The 12,762-nt window shown below is 67.2% G+C and carries 10 protein-coding genes; 1 reads left to right on the top strand and 9 read right to left on the bottom strand.

Translation table 11 applies throughout. From position 1 onward, the window contains the following. Nucleotides 1-132: 132 nt before the first annotated feature. The 3 genes from PST29_RS11240 to PST29_RS11230 are packed head-to-tail and all read right to left on the bottom strand — an operon-like array spanning nt 133 to nt 4,361. Nucleotides 133-1,221: a lipocalin-like domain-containing protein gene (locus PST29_RS11240; RefSeq protein ID WP_060843081.1), complete on the bottom strand. Its 1,089-nt coding sequence runs from the start codon at nt 1,219-1,221 to the stop codon at nt 133-135. Beyond that, nucleotides 1,211-3,691 carry an ABC transporter permease gene (locus PST29_RS11235; protein ID WP_060843080.1) on the bottom strand — a complete coding sequence of 827 codons (2,481 nt, stop codon included), beginning with the start codon at nt 3,689-3,691 and terminating at the stop codon, nt 1,211-1,213. The genes PST29_RS11240 and PST29_RS11235 overlap by 11 nt, the downstream gene beginning before the upstream one ends. A gap of 1 nt (nt 3,692) precedes the next feature. After that, nucleotides 3,693-4,361 (bottom strand): ABC transporter ATP-binding protein, encoded by a 669-nt coding sequence (locus PST29_RS11230; protein WP_060838529.1) that lies wholly within the window; start codon nt 4,359-4,361, stop codon nt 3,693-3,695. Nucleotides 4,362-4,477: 116 nt separating this feature from the next. On the opposite strand from PST29_RS11230, the gene PST29_RS11225 reads away from it, so the two are divergent. After that, complete coding sequence (locus PST29_RS11225; protein ID WP_060843079.1) at nt 4,478-5,026, top strand: YniB family protein; 549 nt, start codon at nt 4,478-4,480, stop codon at nt 5,024-5,026. Here the strand turns inward: PST29_RS11225 and PST29_RS11220 are convergent. The 6 genes from PST29_RS11220 to exaC all read right to left on the bottom strand — a co-directional run bounded on the left by PST29_RS11220 (nt 5,000) and on the right by exaC (nt 12,733). Further along, complete coding sequence (locus PST29_RS11220) at nt 5,000-5,851, bottom strand: VanW family protein (protein WP_060843078.1); 852 nt, start codon at nt 5,849-5,851, stop codon at nt 5,000-5,002. The two genes, PST29_RS11225 and PST29_RS11220, sit on opposite strands and share 27 nt — an antisense overlap. A 151-nt stretch (nt 5,852-6,002) precedes the next feature. Further along, entirely contained in the window at nt 6,003-7,730 is a 1,728-nt protein-coding gene (locus PST29_RS11215; RefSeq protein WP_060843077.1) for a PAS domain-containing hybrid sensor histidine kinase/response regulator, read from the bottom strand. Beyond that, complete coding sequence (gene ercA / locus PST29_RS11210) at nt 7,714-8,877, bottom strand: alcohol dehydrogenase-like regulatory protein ErcA (RefSeq protein ID WP_060838525.1); 1,164 nt, start codon at nt 8,875-8,877, stop codon at nt 7,714-7,716. The genes PST29_RS11215 and ercA overlap by 17 nt, the downstream gene beginning before the upstream one ends. A gap of 589 nt (nt 8,878-9,466) precedes the next feature. Further along, nucleotides 9,467-10,381, bottom strand: coding sequence for a pyrroloquinoline quinone biosynthesis protein PqqB (gene pqqB, locus PST29_RS11205; protein WP_060843076.1), 915 nt, complete (start codon nt 10,379-10,381; stop codon nt 9,467-9,469). 61 nt (nt 10,382-10,442) lie between these two features. After that, nucleotides 10,443-10,514 carry a pyrroloquinoline quinone precursor peptide PqqA gene (gene pqqA / locus PST29_RS30915; RefSeq protein WP_011060521.1) on the bottom strand — a complete coding sequence of 24 codons (72 nt, stop codon included), beginning with the start codon at nt 10,512-10,514 and terminating at the stop codon, nt 10,443-10,445. 698 nt (nt 10,515-11,212) lie between these two features. Then, nucleotides 11,213-12,733 carry an acetaldehyde dehydrogenase ExaC gene (gene exaC, locus PST29_RS11200; RefSeq protein ID WP_060838523.1) on the bottom strand — a complete coding sequence of 507 codons (1,521 nt, stop codon included), beginning with the start codon at nt 12,731-12,733 and terminating at the stop codon, nt 11,213-11,215. Nucleotides 12,734-12,762: the final 29 nt, after the last annotated feature.

Here is a 12,762-nt window from a genome sequence, read left to right as displayed (position 1 = left end):
GTAAAGAGCCCTTGCACCGGGCGAACGCTTGGCATTCTAGTGCAACTACCCGGGAATGTCCGTGGGCCGAATCTGAATAAAACTGCAGCGATCGGCACTGCCACCCGCCGCGCCGGCGCGAGCCGGCCACCCTCAATAGCCGGTCATCTCCAGATAGCCGCTGCCGCCGTGGCTGCCCTCCAGCGTGACCGGCCCTTCCCAGTAGGGAATGCTCAGTTGCATCCAGGACTGGGGATTCAAGGCCCGGGTCCTGATGTCCAGCCCCTTGTCGGGGATGTTCAATTGCCAGGCGATCGGCAGGCGCCGTCCCTCGACCAGGGCAGTGTCCAGCGCCGTCATGCGGATCTGCTCCCGTCCCAGGCTCTGGGTGCTGCCGTCGGCATTGATCCAGGTGCCGGTGATATAGGGCGCGTGACCGTCCTGCCGGACCCGGAACAGCATCAGCCGCTCGCCGCTGTCCAGATGCAGGGAAAACCAGTCCCAACCGCTCTGGTCGGCCGCCAGGGGCTGACTGCTCCACTCGCGGTCGAGCCAGGCCGGGCCGCTGACCTCGTAACGCTGGCCATCGATCTGCAACTGACCCGTGGCCTGGAAAAACGGCTGGCTGTAGTAATAGGACGCCTGCCCCTGATCGGATTTGCGGCTGTAGCCACCCTCGCCCTGCAGCACCAGGGGCCGGCTGCTGGACAGTTGCAACCGATAGGCAAACCCCGGTCCGCTGGCCTGCACCTGCATCCGTGCCAAGGGATTGTCGCTGCTGGACAGGCTGTCGAAGCGCCAGTCATCGATCCAGGCCTGGAACGGCTGCGCCGTGACCCCGGCCTGCCCCACCCCGCCCCGGGCATAACGCTCGGCGGCATGATGGCTGCTGGCCGAAGTGGCCGCCGCGTGCCCCAGCCAGACCAGCGGCGCACTCCAGCCGGGCTGCTCTGGCGCGGCGCGCAAGGCGCTGCGAAACAGCGTCCACTGCACACCGAAGCGTCGCCCCTCCGCGTCCTTGAGGTCGGCGGTGAGGTACCACCACTCGATGCGAAAACCGTCGTGGGGACCATGATCGGCAGGAAAGCTGAACCTGCGCCCCGGCAGCACCGGGGCGAAGGCCGCGGCCTCATTGCCCAGCCCGGCGAACCCCTGGGGCGCCGCGGCGTCCTGGTCGCAACCGGCCAAGGACAACACCAACCACAGCGCAAGCAGGCCGCGGCACACGGGCTCAGTCTTCATGGGCAAAGCTCCTCAGCAGATCCGCCGGTTGCGCACGGTACAGGCGAAGCAGCGGCCAGGCCGAAGCCAGCAGGGTCGCCAGCATCGCCAGCCCCAGCAATTGCAGCAACTGCCCGGGAAACACTCGCAACGGCAGGCGCCAGCCAAAGGCCTGGACATTGATCACGCTGTCCAGGCACCAGGCCAGGACGATGCCCAAGGGCAGCGCCAGGACCAGGGTGAGCAAGGCCAGCAGCCAGGTCTGGGCCAGGTTCAGCAGCAGCAACTGACGCCGCCCCACACCCAGGGCCCAGAGTGGCGCCAACTGGCCCAGGCGGCTCTGGCTCTGGGTCAGCAGGCTGATGAACAACGCCACCCCAGACACCCCCAGGGTCAGGCTGTTGAGGGCCGCAGTGGCGGCAAAGGTACGCTCGAAGACCTGTTGCGACCAGCCCTTGAGCCGGGCCTGATCGATGACCCGACTGTCATCCAGGTGAAATTGCCGTTGCATCTCGCCGATCAGCGCCGGCACCGCCGCTGGCGCAAGGCGCAGGTTGAAACGGTTTGGCGTCAGGTCCGGCCAGTGCCGCAGCAGGTGCTCGACGTTCACCAGCAGGTGCCCCCGGGGATTGCCGTAATCGGCGTAGATCCCCACCACCTGCGGTGCCCACTGCCCTTGCGGCACCGGCAGTTCCAGGCGATCGCCGACCCGCAGCCTGAGCCGCCGGGCCAACTGCTCGCTGAGCATCAGGCTGTCCTGGCTCGCCAATTGCGCCCAGGGATCGGCGCCCGCCGCCTCCAGCAACGGCCAGTGCTCACGGTAGCTGTCATGCTCGACCACCCCGTACAGGTCCGCCGGCCAGCCCTGGATCTGCAACGTCACTTGCCAGCTGGGCAACAGCGCCGTCACCTGGGGCTGCTGCGCCAGCCAGTCGCGCAGTTGCCGGGCCTGCTCGGGGGATTGCGGATTGACGTAGAGCTCGGCGCTCAAGCGCTGCTCCAGCCAGTCAGTGAAGGTCTGGCGAAAACCGGCGGTCATGCTGCCGGCGCCGATGTTCGCCGCCAGGGCCAGGAGCAAGGCCATCAAGGCTAGGCTCAGGGCTGGCAACTGCTGCCGGCAATCGGCGAGAAACCACTGCGCCAACACCCCGCGGCTGCGCCCCAGCAAACCGCCCAGCACCGCGTTGAGCAGCACCGGCAGGCCCAGGGCGGCCGCCAGCAGCAAGGCCGCCATCAGCACGAACCCACTGCCCAGACTGTCGCCCCAGCGCCACGCCAGCAGCGCCACCAGCAAGGCCAGGCAAGCGATCCAACCCTGGCGCCGCAACCAGCGAGCATGGGCCTGGTGCCAGGCCTGGGGATTGGCCAGGGCCAGCAGCGGCAGGCGCGCCGCCCGCAGCAGGCTGGCGCCACCGGCCAGCAAGGCGCCCAACAGACTCAGGCCGATACCGCTGAACCACCACCCGGGACTCAGGCTCAACTGCCCCGCCACTTGCGCGCCGTACAAGCCCCGCAGGCTGGCGGCCACGTCCGGCAGCAACACACCGGCCAGCAGGTAGCCGCTGACCACCCCCGCCACTCCGCCCAGCAGCGCCAAGCCGCCCAGTTCGACGCTCAGGCAGAGGATCAGCACACGCGCACTGACCCCGCAGGCCCGCAAGGTGCGCAGCAAGCCACGCCGCTGTTCCAGGGCCAGGCCGATGGCGGCATGCACAATAAACAGCCCGACCACGAAGGACAGGAACCCCAGGGCATCCAGGTTCAGGTGAAAGCTCTCGGTCAGGCGCGCCAGATCGCTCTGTGCCTGCCCCTGGCGCAACACCAGTTGCCCCCTCAGGGCCTCGGGCAACGGCGGCGCGCTGGCGGCAAACGCCTTGGGCAGCAACAGCCGGCTCAACTGCCCGGGCTGGCCCAGCACCTGCTGGGCAAAGCCGATGTCCATCAACAACACGCCCGGGGCCATGTCCGCCTGCACCCGCAGCGGCGGCAAGCGCTGGCCGTTGAGTGCCGAGGGTTGCTCGCCCGGTTGCCAGCCCAGGCTGGCCAGGGTCTGCGGCGCCACCCAGGTCATCCCTGGCGGGCTGATGAATTCGACCCTCTGCTGCAGCGCCAGCGTCTGCCCGGCCACCGCAGCACCGGCAGGCAGCGACAACGGCTCGATGCCCAGCACTTGCAGGGACAGGTCGTCATGTCCCGGCACCTGCAGGCGCCCCTGCAGCACCGGCGACACCGGCCAGCCGGCACGACGCAGGTCGACGAACCACTGCTGGGCGACACTGGCTCCACTGGGGCTGCTCAGGCTGGCCTGGGGCTCGCCGCCGATCAGCTGGCTGGCCCGCGCATAACTGTCCCGGGCCTGACTGTTGAGGGCCAGCACGCCGGTCAACAGGCTGGTGGCCAGCCACAGCCCGGTGAGCACGCTGAAGAACTGCACCGGATGCTGGCGCCAATGACTCAGCAACGCCTGCAGGGCCGTCACCAAGACCCGCATCTCAACCCCCGACCGGGTCGGCCAGACGGCCGCGATGCAGCACCACCGTCTGTTGCAGGCGGCTGGCCACTCGCTGGCTGTGGGTGACCATCAACAGGCTGGTGGGGCTGTCGGCCAACAGCTCCAGGAGCAAATCCAGCACCTCGTCGCTGGTGGCCTCGTCGAGGCTGCCAGTGGGTTCGTCCGCCAGCAGCAACCCGGGTTTCGCCGCCAGGGCCCGGCCCAGGGCAACCCGTTGCTGCTGGCCGCCGGAGAGCTGCTCCGGATAGCGCCGCAGCAGGTCCCCCAGGCCCAGGCGCGCCACCAGCTGCGCCTGCCACAGCGGATCGAGGCGCCCGGCCAGGCGCGCCTGGAAGCTCAGGTTGTCTTCCACCCGCAGGCTGCTGATCAGGTTGAACTGCTGGAACACCAGGCCCACTTCAGTGCGTCGCCAGTCGGCGCGCTGGCCCTCGGTCATCTGCTCCAGGTGCTGCCCGCCGATGCGGATGCTGCCGGCGTCGACCCGGTCGAGCCCGGCGATCAGGTGCAGCAAGGTGCTCTTGCCACTGCCCGACTCGCCCATCAGCGCCAGGCTGCTGCCGTGCCGCAGCTGCAGGTCCACGCCCTGCAGCACCGCCAGCGGGCCTTGGGGCGTGGGGTAACTCTTGAAGACGCCTTGTACCTGCAGCATGGGCTGATTCGTCCGAGTAGAGAGGGAGCCAAGGATAGCCTGAGCAGCACCGCCCCTATCGGCCCGTGCCGGTGAAATATAGTATTGCGCCACTTTCTTCATGGCAGGACGCACAGATGAACTACACCCAGGCCCAATTGAAGTACCGGCTGCAGATTGGCGCAGGCGCATTGATGTTCACCGGCGCACTGATCTCCACGCTGTTCTCCACCCTGAAAATGCTCCACTGGCGCCTGGACAGCTACACCGCCATGGCGAGCACCATCAACCGCCCGATTCAGCAGTTCACCCTGATGGTCTCGGAAAACACCCGGGCCCTGGACTGGTTCTGGGACAACAGCCCGACCCCCAGCTTCATCGACCTGAGCTACTCCTCCCACTGGAAATTCCTGGTGATCTACCTGCTGATCTTCGTCGGCGCCGCCCTGTTCGCCTCGGGCCGGACGCTGATGCGCAAGGTCGAGGCCGTGGAACCGCTGATCGAGGCCCAGCTCAACGCCCCGGTCGAGGACGGCGTGCCCGCCAGAACCCTGCAACAGCTGGAGGAGTCGACCCGGGTGGAGCCCGCGCCAGCGTTCTTCAGCCAGACCCGCCTGCTGGTGGTCTGGCCCCTGGGCGGCGCCGCGGTCTACCTGGGCCTACTGTGGATGCTGGGCATCATCTGAGCCCGGCGCCGGCTGATCGAGCAGCGCCTCGGCCACCGGGTACTTGACCAGCACCCGGTTGCGATACAGGCACTCCTGGCGCAGCAGCTGGGCGTCCTGGCCCTTGGTGCGAATGTCGCGCCAGATCTGGTTTTCGCGGTACACCCGGGCGCCCTCGCGCACAAAGCGATGGGCCCGCTGGTAGACGTGATAGCGATACTCCCGCGGCCGCTCGCAGAGCAGCTCGCCCTCCAGTTGCTGCGCGCCGACCAGCAGCTTGAGCTGCAAGGTCTGCGGCCCGGGGTTGTACAGCACCAGATCGATGTAGTTGTAGAAGATCGCCGCACCGGAACCGAAGGGCAGCACCCGGCCCTCGTCGGGGAACGGGTCGAAGCTGTGGTTGGCCCGCTCCACCACCTCAAGCGGCGAATGCAGCGCCATCCAGTGAATCAGGTTGCTCAGTTGGCAGATGCCACCGCCGATGCCGCTGCGGGCCTCGCCGAACGACAGCTCCATGCCTTCGACAAAACCGCGCCGGCGACTGGGTCGGCCCACCAGCTTGCAGAAGGAAAAATACTCGCCGGGGGCGATGCGCACGCCATCGATGCAGGCCACCGCCAGCTTGAGGTTGATCACCTTGTTGTGCTGCAGCGCCAGGTCGGAGTCGCCCAGGGTGCGGATCAGTTTCGAAGTGTGCTTGATCAACCGATGGGGCAAGCGCGGGCTGCCGGCCTCGGGCCGGGCGTAACGGCGCCCGGAACAGCGCCAGGCCAGGTGGCGCATCAGGCGCTTCTGGCGCACCCGCAGCCAGTACAGCAGCGGGTGATACGAGGACAGGGGTTTCATCGATGGGTCAACGGCGGCCCGGCGCGCTGGCGCAGGAGCCGGCTTCGTCCTTGAAAAAAAGAGCGGCATCTTAGCCGCAAGCCTGCCCCCATGCCAGAAGCCCCGCACCCGAGCGCCCCCTCCTCGGATGCCCCATGGAACCGGCCCGGCCCTAGCCCAGCAACTGGCTGAGCACGGCCCGCAGCTTGCCCGGCTTCACCGGCTTGTTGAGCAACGGCGCGCCCAGTTGCTGCAAGGCCCGGCGACACTGGTCGCTGCGGTCGGCGGTAATGATCACCGCCGGCAGCGGCTGCTGGAAGTGCTCGCGCAACTGCTGCACCACCTGGCAGCCGGTGACCCCGTGATCCAGGTGAAAATCCGCCAGGATCAGCTCCGGCGCCCGGCCCTGAAGCACCGCCAGGGCGGCCGCCTGATCGGTGGCGGTGAGCACTTCGCAGCCCCACTGCCCGAGCAGCGCGGCCATGCTCTCAAGGATGTTCAGCTCGTTGTCCAGCACCAGCAGACGCCGCCCCGGCAGCGGGTTGCCGGTGCCCGGCTGCGGTGCCTGCAAACTGATGGGCAATGGCACCCGGTCCGCCAGGGGCACCTCGATGCTGAACCGCGAGCCCCGCCCCGGCCGCGACTGCACCTGCACCCGGTAACCGAGAATCTTGGCGATGCGCTCGACGATCGCCAGCCCCAGGCCCACCCCTTTGCGGTCGGCGGCACGGCCCACGTCCAGCTGATTGAATTCGAGGAAGATCGATTCCAGGCGGTCGGCGGCAATGCCGCGCCCGGTGTCCCACACCTCCAGCCGCAGCTGATCGCCGCGACGCCGCGCCGCCAGCAGGATGCTGCCGCGCTCGGTGTAGCGGCAGGCATTGCTGAGGAAGTTGCGCAGAATCCGCGTCATCAGCCGCAGGTCGGTGAACAGGGCAAAGTCGCCAAAGCGCACCCGCAGCTCCAGGCCCGCCGCCTCGGCCACCGACTGGAACTCCGAGACCAGCGGCGCGAGCAACTCATCCAGGCGATAGACCGCAGGGTCCGGCTTGACCGCCGCCTGGTCGAGCTTGGAGATGTCCAGCAGATCGGTGAGCAGGTCCTCGGCGCCTTCCAGGGCCTGGTGGGTGCGCTCCACCAGCAGTTGCTCGGCCGCCGGCAGGCGCCGCTCGCGCAAGGTGGAGATCAGCAGGCGCGCGGCATTCAAGGGTTGCAGCAGGTCGTGGCTGGCGGCGGCCAGGTACTTGTCCTTGCTGCGATTGGCCGCCTCGGCGGCGTCCCGGGCCTCGCGCAGGTCGCGCTCGATGCGCTCGCGCCGGGCGATCTGCTGTTGCAGGTTGCGGTTGGCCTCCAGCAGCTCATCGGTGCGCGCCGCCACGCGCTGCTCCAACTGGTCGTTGAGCTGCTCCAGGCGCTGCTGGGCCAGCTTGCGTTCGGTGATGTCGGCGACAAAACCTTCCACCAGCCCATCCTGATCCGGCTTGAGCAGCAGGTTCATCAGCACGTCGATGCTGCTGCCGTCCTTGCGCCGCAACTGGGTTTCATAACCCAACAGGCTGCGCTGGCGCTGCAGCTGCTCGCCGATGGCGGCCAGTTCCGCGGCACCGCCCACGAACAGATTGCCCGCCAGGTCGGCCAGGGAGAACAGCACTTCCTGCGGGTCCTGATAGCCCAGCATGCGCGCCAGGGCCGGGTTGGCCGCGCGCAGGCCGGCCTGCAGGCTGGCCTGGAAGATCCCGTGCACCGCATGCTCGAACAGCCACTTGTAGCGGTTGCGCTCGGTTTCCAGGTCTTCCAGGCGCGCCGCCAGTTCCGGGTAGTGACTCTTGCGCGCCGAGTGATTGCCCAGCCCCAAAAGCCCCGCCAGGGCCCGTTGCTGTTCGTCAGAGGGCCTCGCCATACACCACCTCGACATCACGCTGGCTGGATTCGCGAGGGTTGGTGAGGATGCACGGATCGTCCATCGCATGCTGCGAGAGGAACGGAATGTCGCTGCTGCTGACCCCATGCAGGCTCAGGGTTTCGTGGAAACCGATGGCGTGCTTGAGGGCGATCAGGTGCTCCACCAGGCGCCCGCAGATCTGCCGCTGGTTGAGCCCGCGGCAGTCGATGCCGAAGGTCTCGGCAATTACCTTGAAGCGCTCCGGCGCCGAGCTGTAGTTGAAGGCCACCACATGCTCCACCAGCACCGCGTTGCACAGCCCGTGAGGCAGGTCGAGAAAGCCTCCCAGGCTGTGGGACATGGCATGCACCGCGCCGAGAATCGCGTTGGAGAACGCCAGCCCGGCCTGCATGCTGCCGAGCATGATCTGCTCGCGCAGGGCGATGTCGCCGGGGTTGGCGATCATCTGCACCAGGTTGCCGTTGATCAGGCGCATGGCTTCCAGGGCATGGGGATCGGTGAGCGGCCCGTGACCGGTGGAAACAAAGGCCTCGATGGCATGCACCAGGGCGTCGATGCCGGTGCAGGCAGAAAGAAACGGGTCCATGCCCAGAGTGGTTTCCGGGTCGATCAGCGACACATCCGGCACCACCGCCTTGCTGACGATGGAGAACTTCATCCGTTCCTGCTGGTTGGAGATGATCACGAACTGCGAGACGTCCGCCGAGGTGCCGGCGGTGGTGGGAATCATGATCAAGGGCGGGCTCGGCACGCGGATCATGTCCACCCCTTCGAACTCCAGGATGCTGCGCCCGTGGGCCACCACGATGCCGATGCCCTTGCCGCAGTCCATCGGGCTGCCGCCGCCGACGGCGACGATCACATCGCAGGCGTTTTCGCGGTAGACCTCAGCGCCCTGCATCACCTCCTCCACCCGCGGGTTGGGCGACACCTGGCTGTACAGGCAATAGTCGACACCCTGGGCCTGGAGACTGGCCTCGACATCGGCGACCCAACCGGCGGCGATCACCCCGGGGTCGCTGACCACCAGGACCTTGCGCGCGCCGAAGGTCTTCGCATAGTTGCCGACGTTATGCCGGCAACCGGCACCAAAGATGATTTCCGGAGACACGAACTTGCGCAGCAGACTGAGATTCTGGCTCATGACGGAAGCCTGTTTTCTTATTGTTCTGAAAGGAGAACGCCAGCCTAAAGCATCCGTTGCTGAAAGCAATCCGACCATCGGCGGACTTCGCAGCCTCGCAGGCCCTGTAGCCGCTGCCGCAGGCTGCGAACGGCACGAAGGGCCGCAGCGCCCTTGAGGCCGCTGCGGGTGTGGCGGGAGATCGCCAGGCAAGGTCCTGCGGACCTTTGCGCAGCTTCGCCGTGGCTCAGCAGCGGCTACAGGGCTACAGGGCCAGTGCCGATCCGAGGTTGGTGTAGCCGCTGCCGCAGGCTGCGAACGGCACGAAGGGCCGCAGCGTTCTTGAGGCCGCTGCGGGTTTGGCGGGTGATCGCCAGGCAAGGTCCTGCGGACCTTTGCGCAGCTTCGCCGTGGCTCAGCAGCGGCTACAGGGCTACAGGGCCAGTGCCGATCCGAGGTTGGTGTAGCCGCTGCCGCAGGCTGCGAACGGCACGAAGGGCCGCAGCGCTCTTGAGGCCGCTGCGGGTGTGGCGGGAGATCGTCAGGCAAGGCCCTGCGGGCCTTTGCGCAGCCTCGCAGGCTCGGCAGCGGCTACAGGGACCGGGTGGCGTCAGAGATGGATGTCCAGGCCGTCATGCGCCACTTCGATGCCGCGGCGGGTCAGCTCGGCGCGTTCGGCGGAGTCTTCGTCGAGGATCGGGTTGGTGTTGTTGATGTGGATCAGCACCTTGCGCGCCCGGGGAAAGCGCTCCAGCACCTCGAGCATGCCGCCGGGGCCCCTTTGCGCCAGGTGGCCCATCTCGCTGCCCAGCTTGTCGCCGACGCTACAGACGCGCATTTCATCGTCGCGCCACAAGGTGCCGTCCACCAGCAGGCAGTCGGCGCGGTCCATCCATTCCAGCAGCGCCTCATCCACCTGCCCCAGCCCCGGGGCGTAGAACAGGCTGGCGCCGCTGCGCCGGTCCTCGATGAACAGGCCGATGTTGTCCCCCGGGTGCGGGTTGCCACGGTGGGGCGAGTACGGCGGTGCGCTGCTGCGCAGGGCAATGGCCCGCAAGGCGAGGTCTGGGCAGGCCGGCAGGCTGAATTCGCGGCCATCGAGGTGGATGGGCTGCCACTGCAAGCCACCGTTCCAGTGGCTGAGCATGGTGAACAGGGGGAAGCCGCTGCACAGGTCCTGATGGACCATCTCGGTGCACCAGACCTGATGCGGGCAGCCTTCGCGCAGGCTGAGCAGGCCGGTGCAGTGGTCGATCTGGCTGTCCAGCAGGATCACCCCAGCCAGGGCGGTGTCGCGCAAGTGCCGGGCCGGTTGCAGCACCGGGAAGGACTCCAGCTGTGCGCGAATGTCCGGCGAGGCGTTGCACAGGATCCAGTCGTTGCCGTGGTCGCTCAAGGCGATGGACGACTGGGTACGGCGCTGGGCGCGCAGGCTGCCGTCGCGCACCCCGGCGCAGTTGCGGCAGTTGCAGTTCCACTGGGGAAAACCGCCGCCGGCCGCGGAACCGAGAATGCGGATATGCATGACGTGCTCCTGAAGGGCAAAAGACTCCGGCCAACACCAGGAGCGGCCGGAGCGGGACGGCTCAGCGGTTGGCGAAGTACATGGTCACTTCAAAGCCAATGCGCAGATCGGTGTACGCGGGTTTATGCCACATGGGGTCAATCCTCTTGTTGTGCCGGACGATTCCGGTAGAGGCATTAATGCACGGGGCGCGCGACGGCCGAATGCTACTTTGGGACGAGCCGGCGGGGTGCGTTGGTAGGGGCTGGGCGCACGTGTAGCCGCTGCCGCAGGCTGCGAACGGCACGAAGGGCCGCAGCGGTCTTGAGGCCGCTACGGGTTTGGCGGGGGATCGCCAGGCAAGGCCCTGCGGGCCTTTGCGCAGCTTCGCCGGGGCTCAGCAGCGGCTACAGGGCCGGTGTCGATCCGAGGTTGGTGTAGCCGCTACCGCAAGCTGCGAACGGCACGAAGGGCCGCAGCGTTCTTGAGGCCGCTACGGGTTCGGCAGGGGATCGTCAGGCAAGGCCCTGCGGGCCTTTGCGCAGCTTCGCTGGGGCTCAGCAGCGGCTACAGGGCCGGTGTCGATCCGAGGTTGGTGTAGCCGCTGCCGCAGGCTGCGAACGGCACGAAGGACCGCAGCGTTCTTGAGGGCGCTGCGGGTTTGGTGAGGGATCGTCAGGCAAGGCCCTGCGGGCCTTTGCGCAGCCTCGCCGAGGCTCGGCAGCGGCTACAGGATGGCGCAAGTTGAGGGGATCGGGGTCTCTAAAAAAAACGGCGCGACGTCCACCCAAGACGTCGCGCCGTTGCCACACAAAGCGGGGCAGCACCCAACTACCCCGCCCTTTCTTGCCCTTAGAAGAAGCCCAGGGGGTTGATGTCGTAGCTCACCAGCAGGTTCTTGGTCTGCTGGTAGTGGTCGAGCATCATTTTGTGGGTCTCGCGGCCCACGCCGGATTTCTTGTAGCCACCGAACGCGGCATGCGCCGGGTACAGGTGGTAGCAGTTGGTCCACACGCGGCCGGCCTTGATCGCCCGGCCCATGCGGTAGGCGCGGTTGATGTCGCGGGTCCACAGCCCGGCGCCCAGGCCGAACTCGCTGTCGTTGGCAATCGCCAGGGCTTCGGCTTCGTCCTTGAAGGTGGTCACGCCCACCACCGGGCCGAAGATTTCTTCCTGGAACACGCGCATCTTGTTGTGGCCCTTGAGCAGGGTCGGCTGGATGTAGTAACCGCTGGACAGGTCGCCTTCCAGGCGCTCGGCGGCGCCACCGGTGAGCAGCTCGGCGCCCTCCTCCTGGGCGATCTGCAGGTAGGAGAGGATCTTCTCGTACTGCTGCTGCGATGCCTGGGCGCCGACCATGGTCTCGGTGTCCAGCGGGTTGCCGCGCTTGATCTTGACGATCTTCTTCATCACCTCGGCCATGAACGGCTCGTAGATCGACTCCTGCACCAGGGCGCGGGACGGGCAGGTGCAGACTTCACCCTGGTTGAAGAACGCCAGCACCAGGCCTTCGGCGGCCTTTTCGATGAACTTGGGTTCGGCCTGCATGATGTCTTCGAAGAAGATGTTCGGCGATTTGCCGCCCAGTTCCACGGTGGACGGAATGATGTTCTCGGCGGCGCATTTCATGATGTGCGAGCCCACCGGGGTCGAGCCGGTGAAGGCGATCTTGGCGATGCGCTTGCTGGTGGCCAGGGCCTCGCCGGCTTCGCGGCCAAAACCCTGGACGATGTTCAGCACACCGGCCGGCAGCAGGTCGGCGATCAGCTCGGCGAAGATCATGATCGACAGCGGGGTCTGCTCGGCGGGCTTGAGCACCACGCAGTTGCCGGCTGCCAGGGCCGGGGCCAGTTTCCAGGCGGCCATCAGCAGCGGGAAGTTCCACGGGATGATCTGCCCGACCACGCCCAAAGGTTCGTGGAAATGGTAGGCGGTGGTCAGTTCGTTGATCTCCGCGGCGCCGCCTTCCTGGGCGCGGATGCAACCGGCGAAGTAACGGAAGTGGTCGGCGGCCAGGGGCACGTCGGCGTTGAGGGTTTCGCGCACCGCCTTGCCGTTGTCCCAGGTCTCGCTGACCGCGAGGATCTCCAGGTTCTGCTCGATGCGGTCGGCGATCTTCAGCAGCACCAGCGAACGGTCCTGGGCGCTGGTCTTGCCCCAGGCATCGGCGGCGGCATGGGCGGCGTCCAGGGCCTTGTCGATATCGGCGGCGCTGGAACGGGGGAATTCGGCGATCACTTCGCCGTTGACCGGCGAGGTGTTGGTGAAGTACTGGCCTTCCACCGGCGGCACGAACTGGCCGCCGATGAAATTGCCGTAGCGTGGCTTGAAGGACACGACGGCGCCTGGGGTTCCGGGTTGTGCGTAGATCATGCTGAGCCTCTGCTGGTCGAGGCCTGTCC

The organism is Pseudomonas sp. St29 (genome assembly GCF_001547915.1).
In the GTDB taxonomy this organism is placed as follows: Bacteria; Pseudomonadota; Gammaproteobacteria; order Pseudomonadales; family Pseudomonadaceae; genus Aquipseudomonas.
The sequence above is the reverse complement of the archived record's forward strand: the minus strand, read 5'-3'. Positions and strand labels throughout refer to the sequence as shown.

What these genes read in the sequence shown, in the direction of transcription:
- PST29_RS11240 (WP_060843081.1), bottom strand. Translation starts at nt 1,221, where the DNA reads ATGAAGACTGAGCCCGTGTGCCGCGGCCTGCTTGCGCTGTGGTTGGTG.
- PST29_RS11235 (WP_060843080.1), bottom strand. Translation starts at nt 3,691, where the DNA reads ATGCGGGTCTTGGTGACGGCCCTGCAGGCGTTGCTGAGTCATTGGCGC.
- PST29_RS11230 (WP_060838529.1), bottom strand. Translation starts at nt 4,361, where the DNA reads ATGCTGCAGGTACAAGGCGTCTTCAAGAGTTACCCCACGCCCCAAGGC.
- PST29_RS11225 (WP_060843079.1), top strand. Translation starts at nt 4,478, where the DNA reads ATGAACTACACCCAGGCCCAATTGAAGTACCGGCTGCAGATTGGCGCA.
- PST29_RS11220 (WP_060843078.1), bottom strand. Translation starts at nt 5,851, where the DNA reads ATGAAACCCCTGTCCTCGTATCACCCGCTGCTGTACTGGCTGCGGGTG.
- PST29_RS11215 (WP_060843077.1), bottom strand. Translation starts at nt 7,730, where the DNA reads ATGGCGAGGCCCTCTGACGAACAGCAACGGGCCCTGGCGGGGCTTTTG.
- ercA (WP_060838525.1), bottom strand. Translation starts at nt 8,877, where the DNA reads ATGAGCCAGAATCTCAGTCTGCTGCGCAAGTTCGTGTCTCCGGAAATC.
- pqqB (WP_060843076.1), bottom strand. Translation starts at nt 10,381, where the DNA reads ATGCATATCCGCATTCTCGGTTCCGCGGCCGGCGGCGGTTTTCCCCAG.
- exaC (WP_060838523.1), bottom strand. Translation starts at nt 12,733, where the DNA reads ATGATCTACGCACAACCCGGAACCCCAGGCGCCGTCGTGTCCTTCAAG.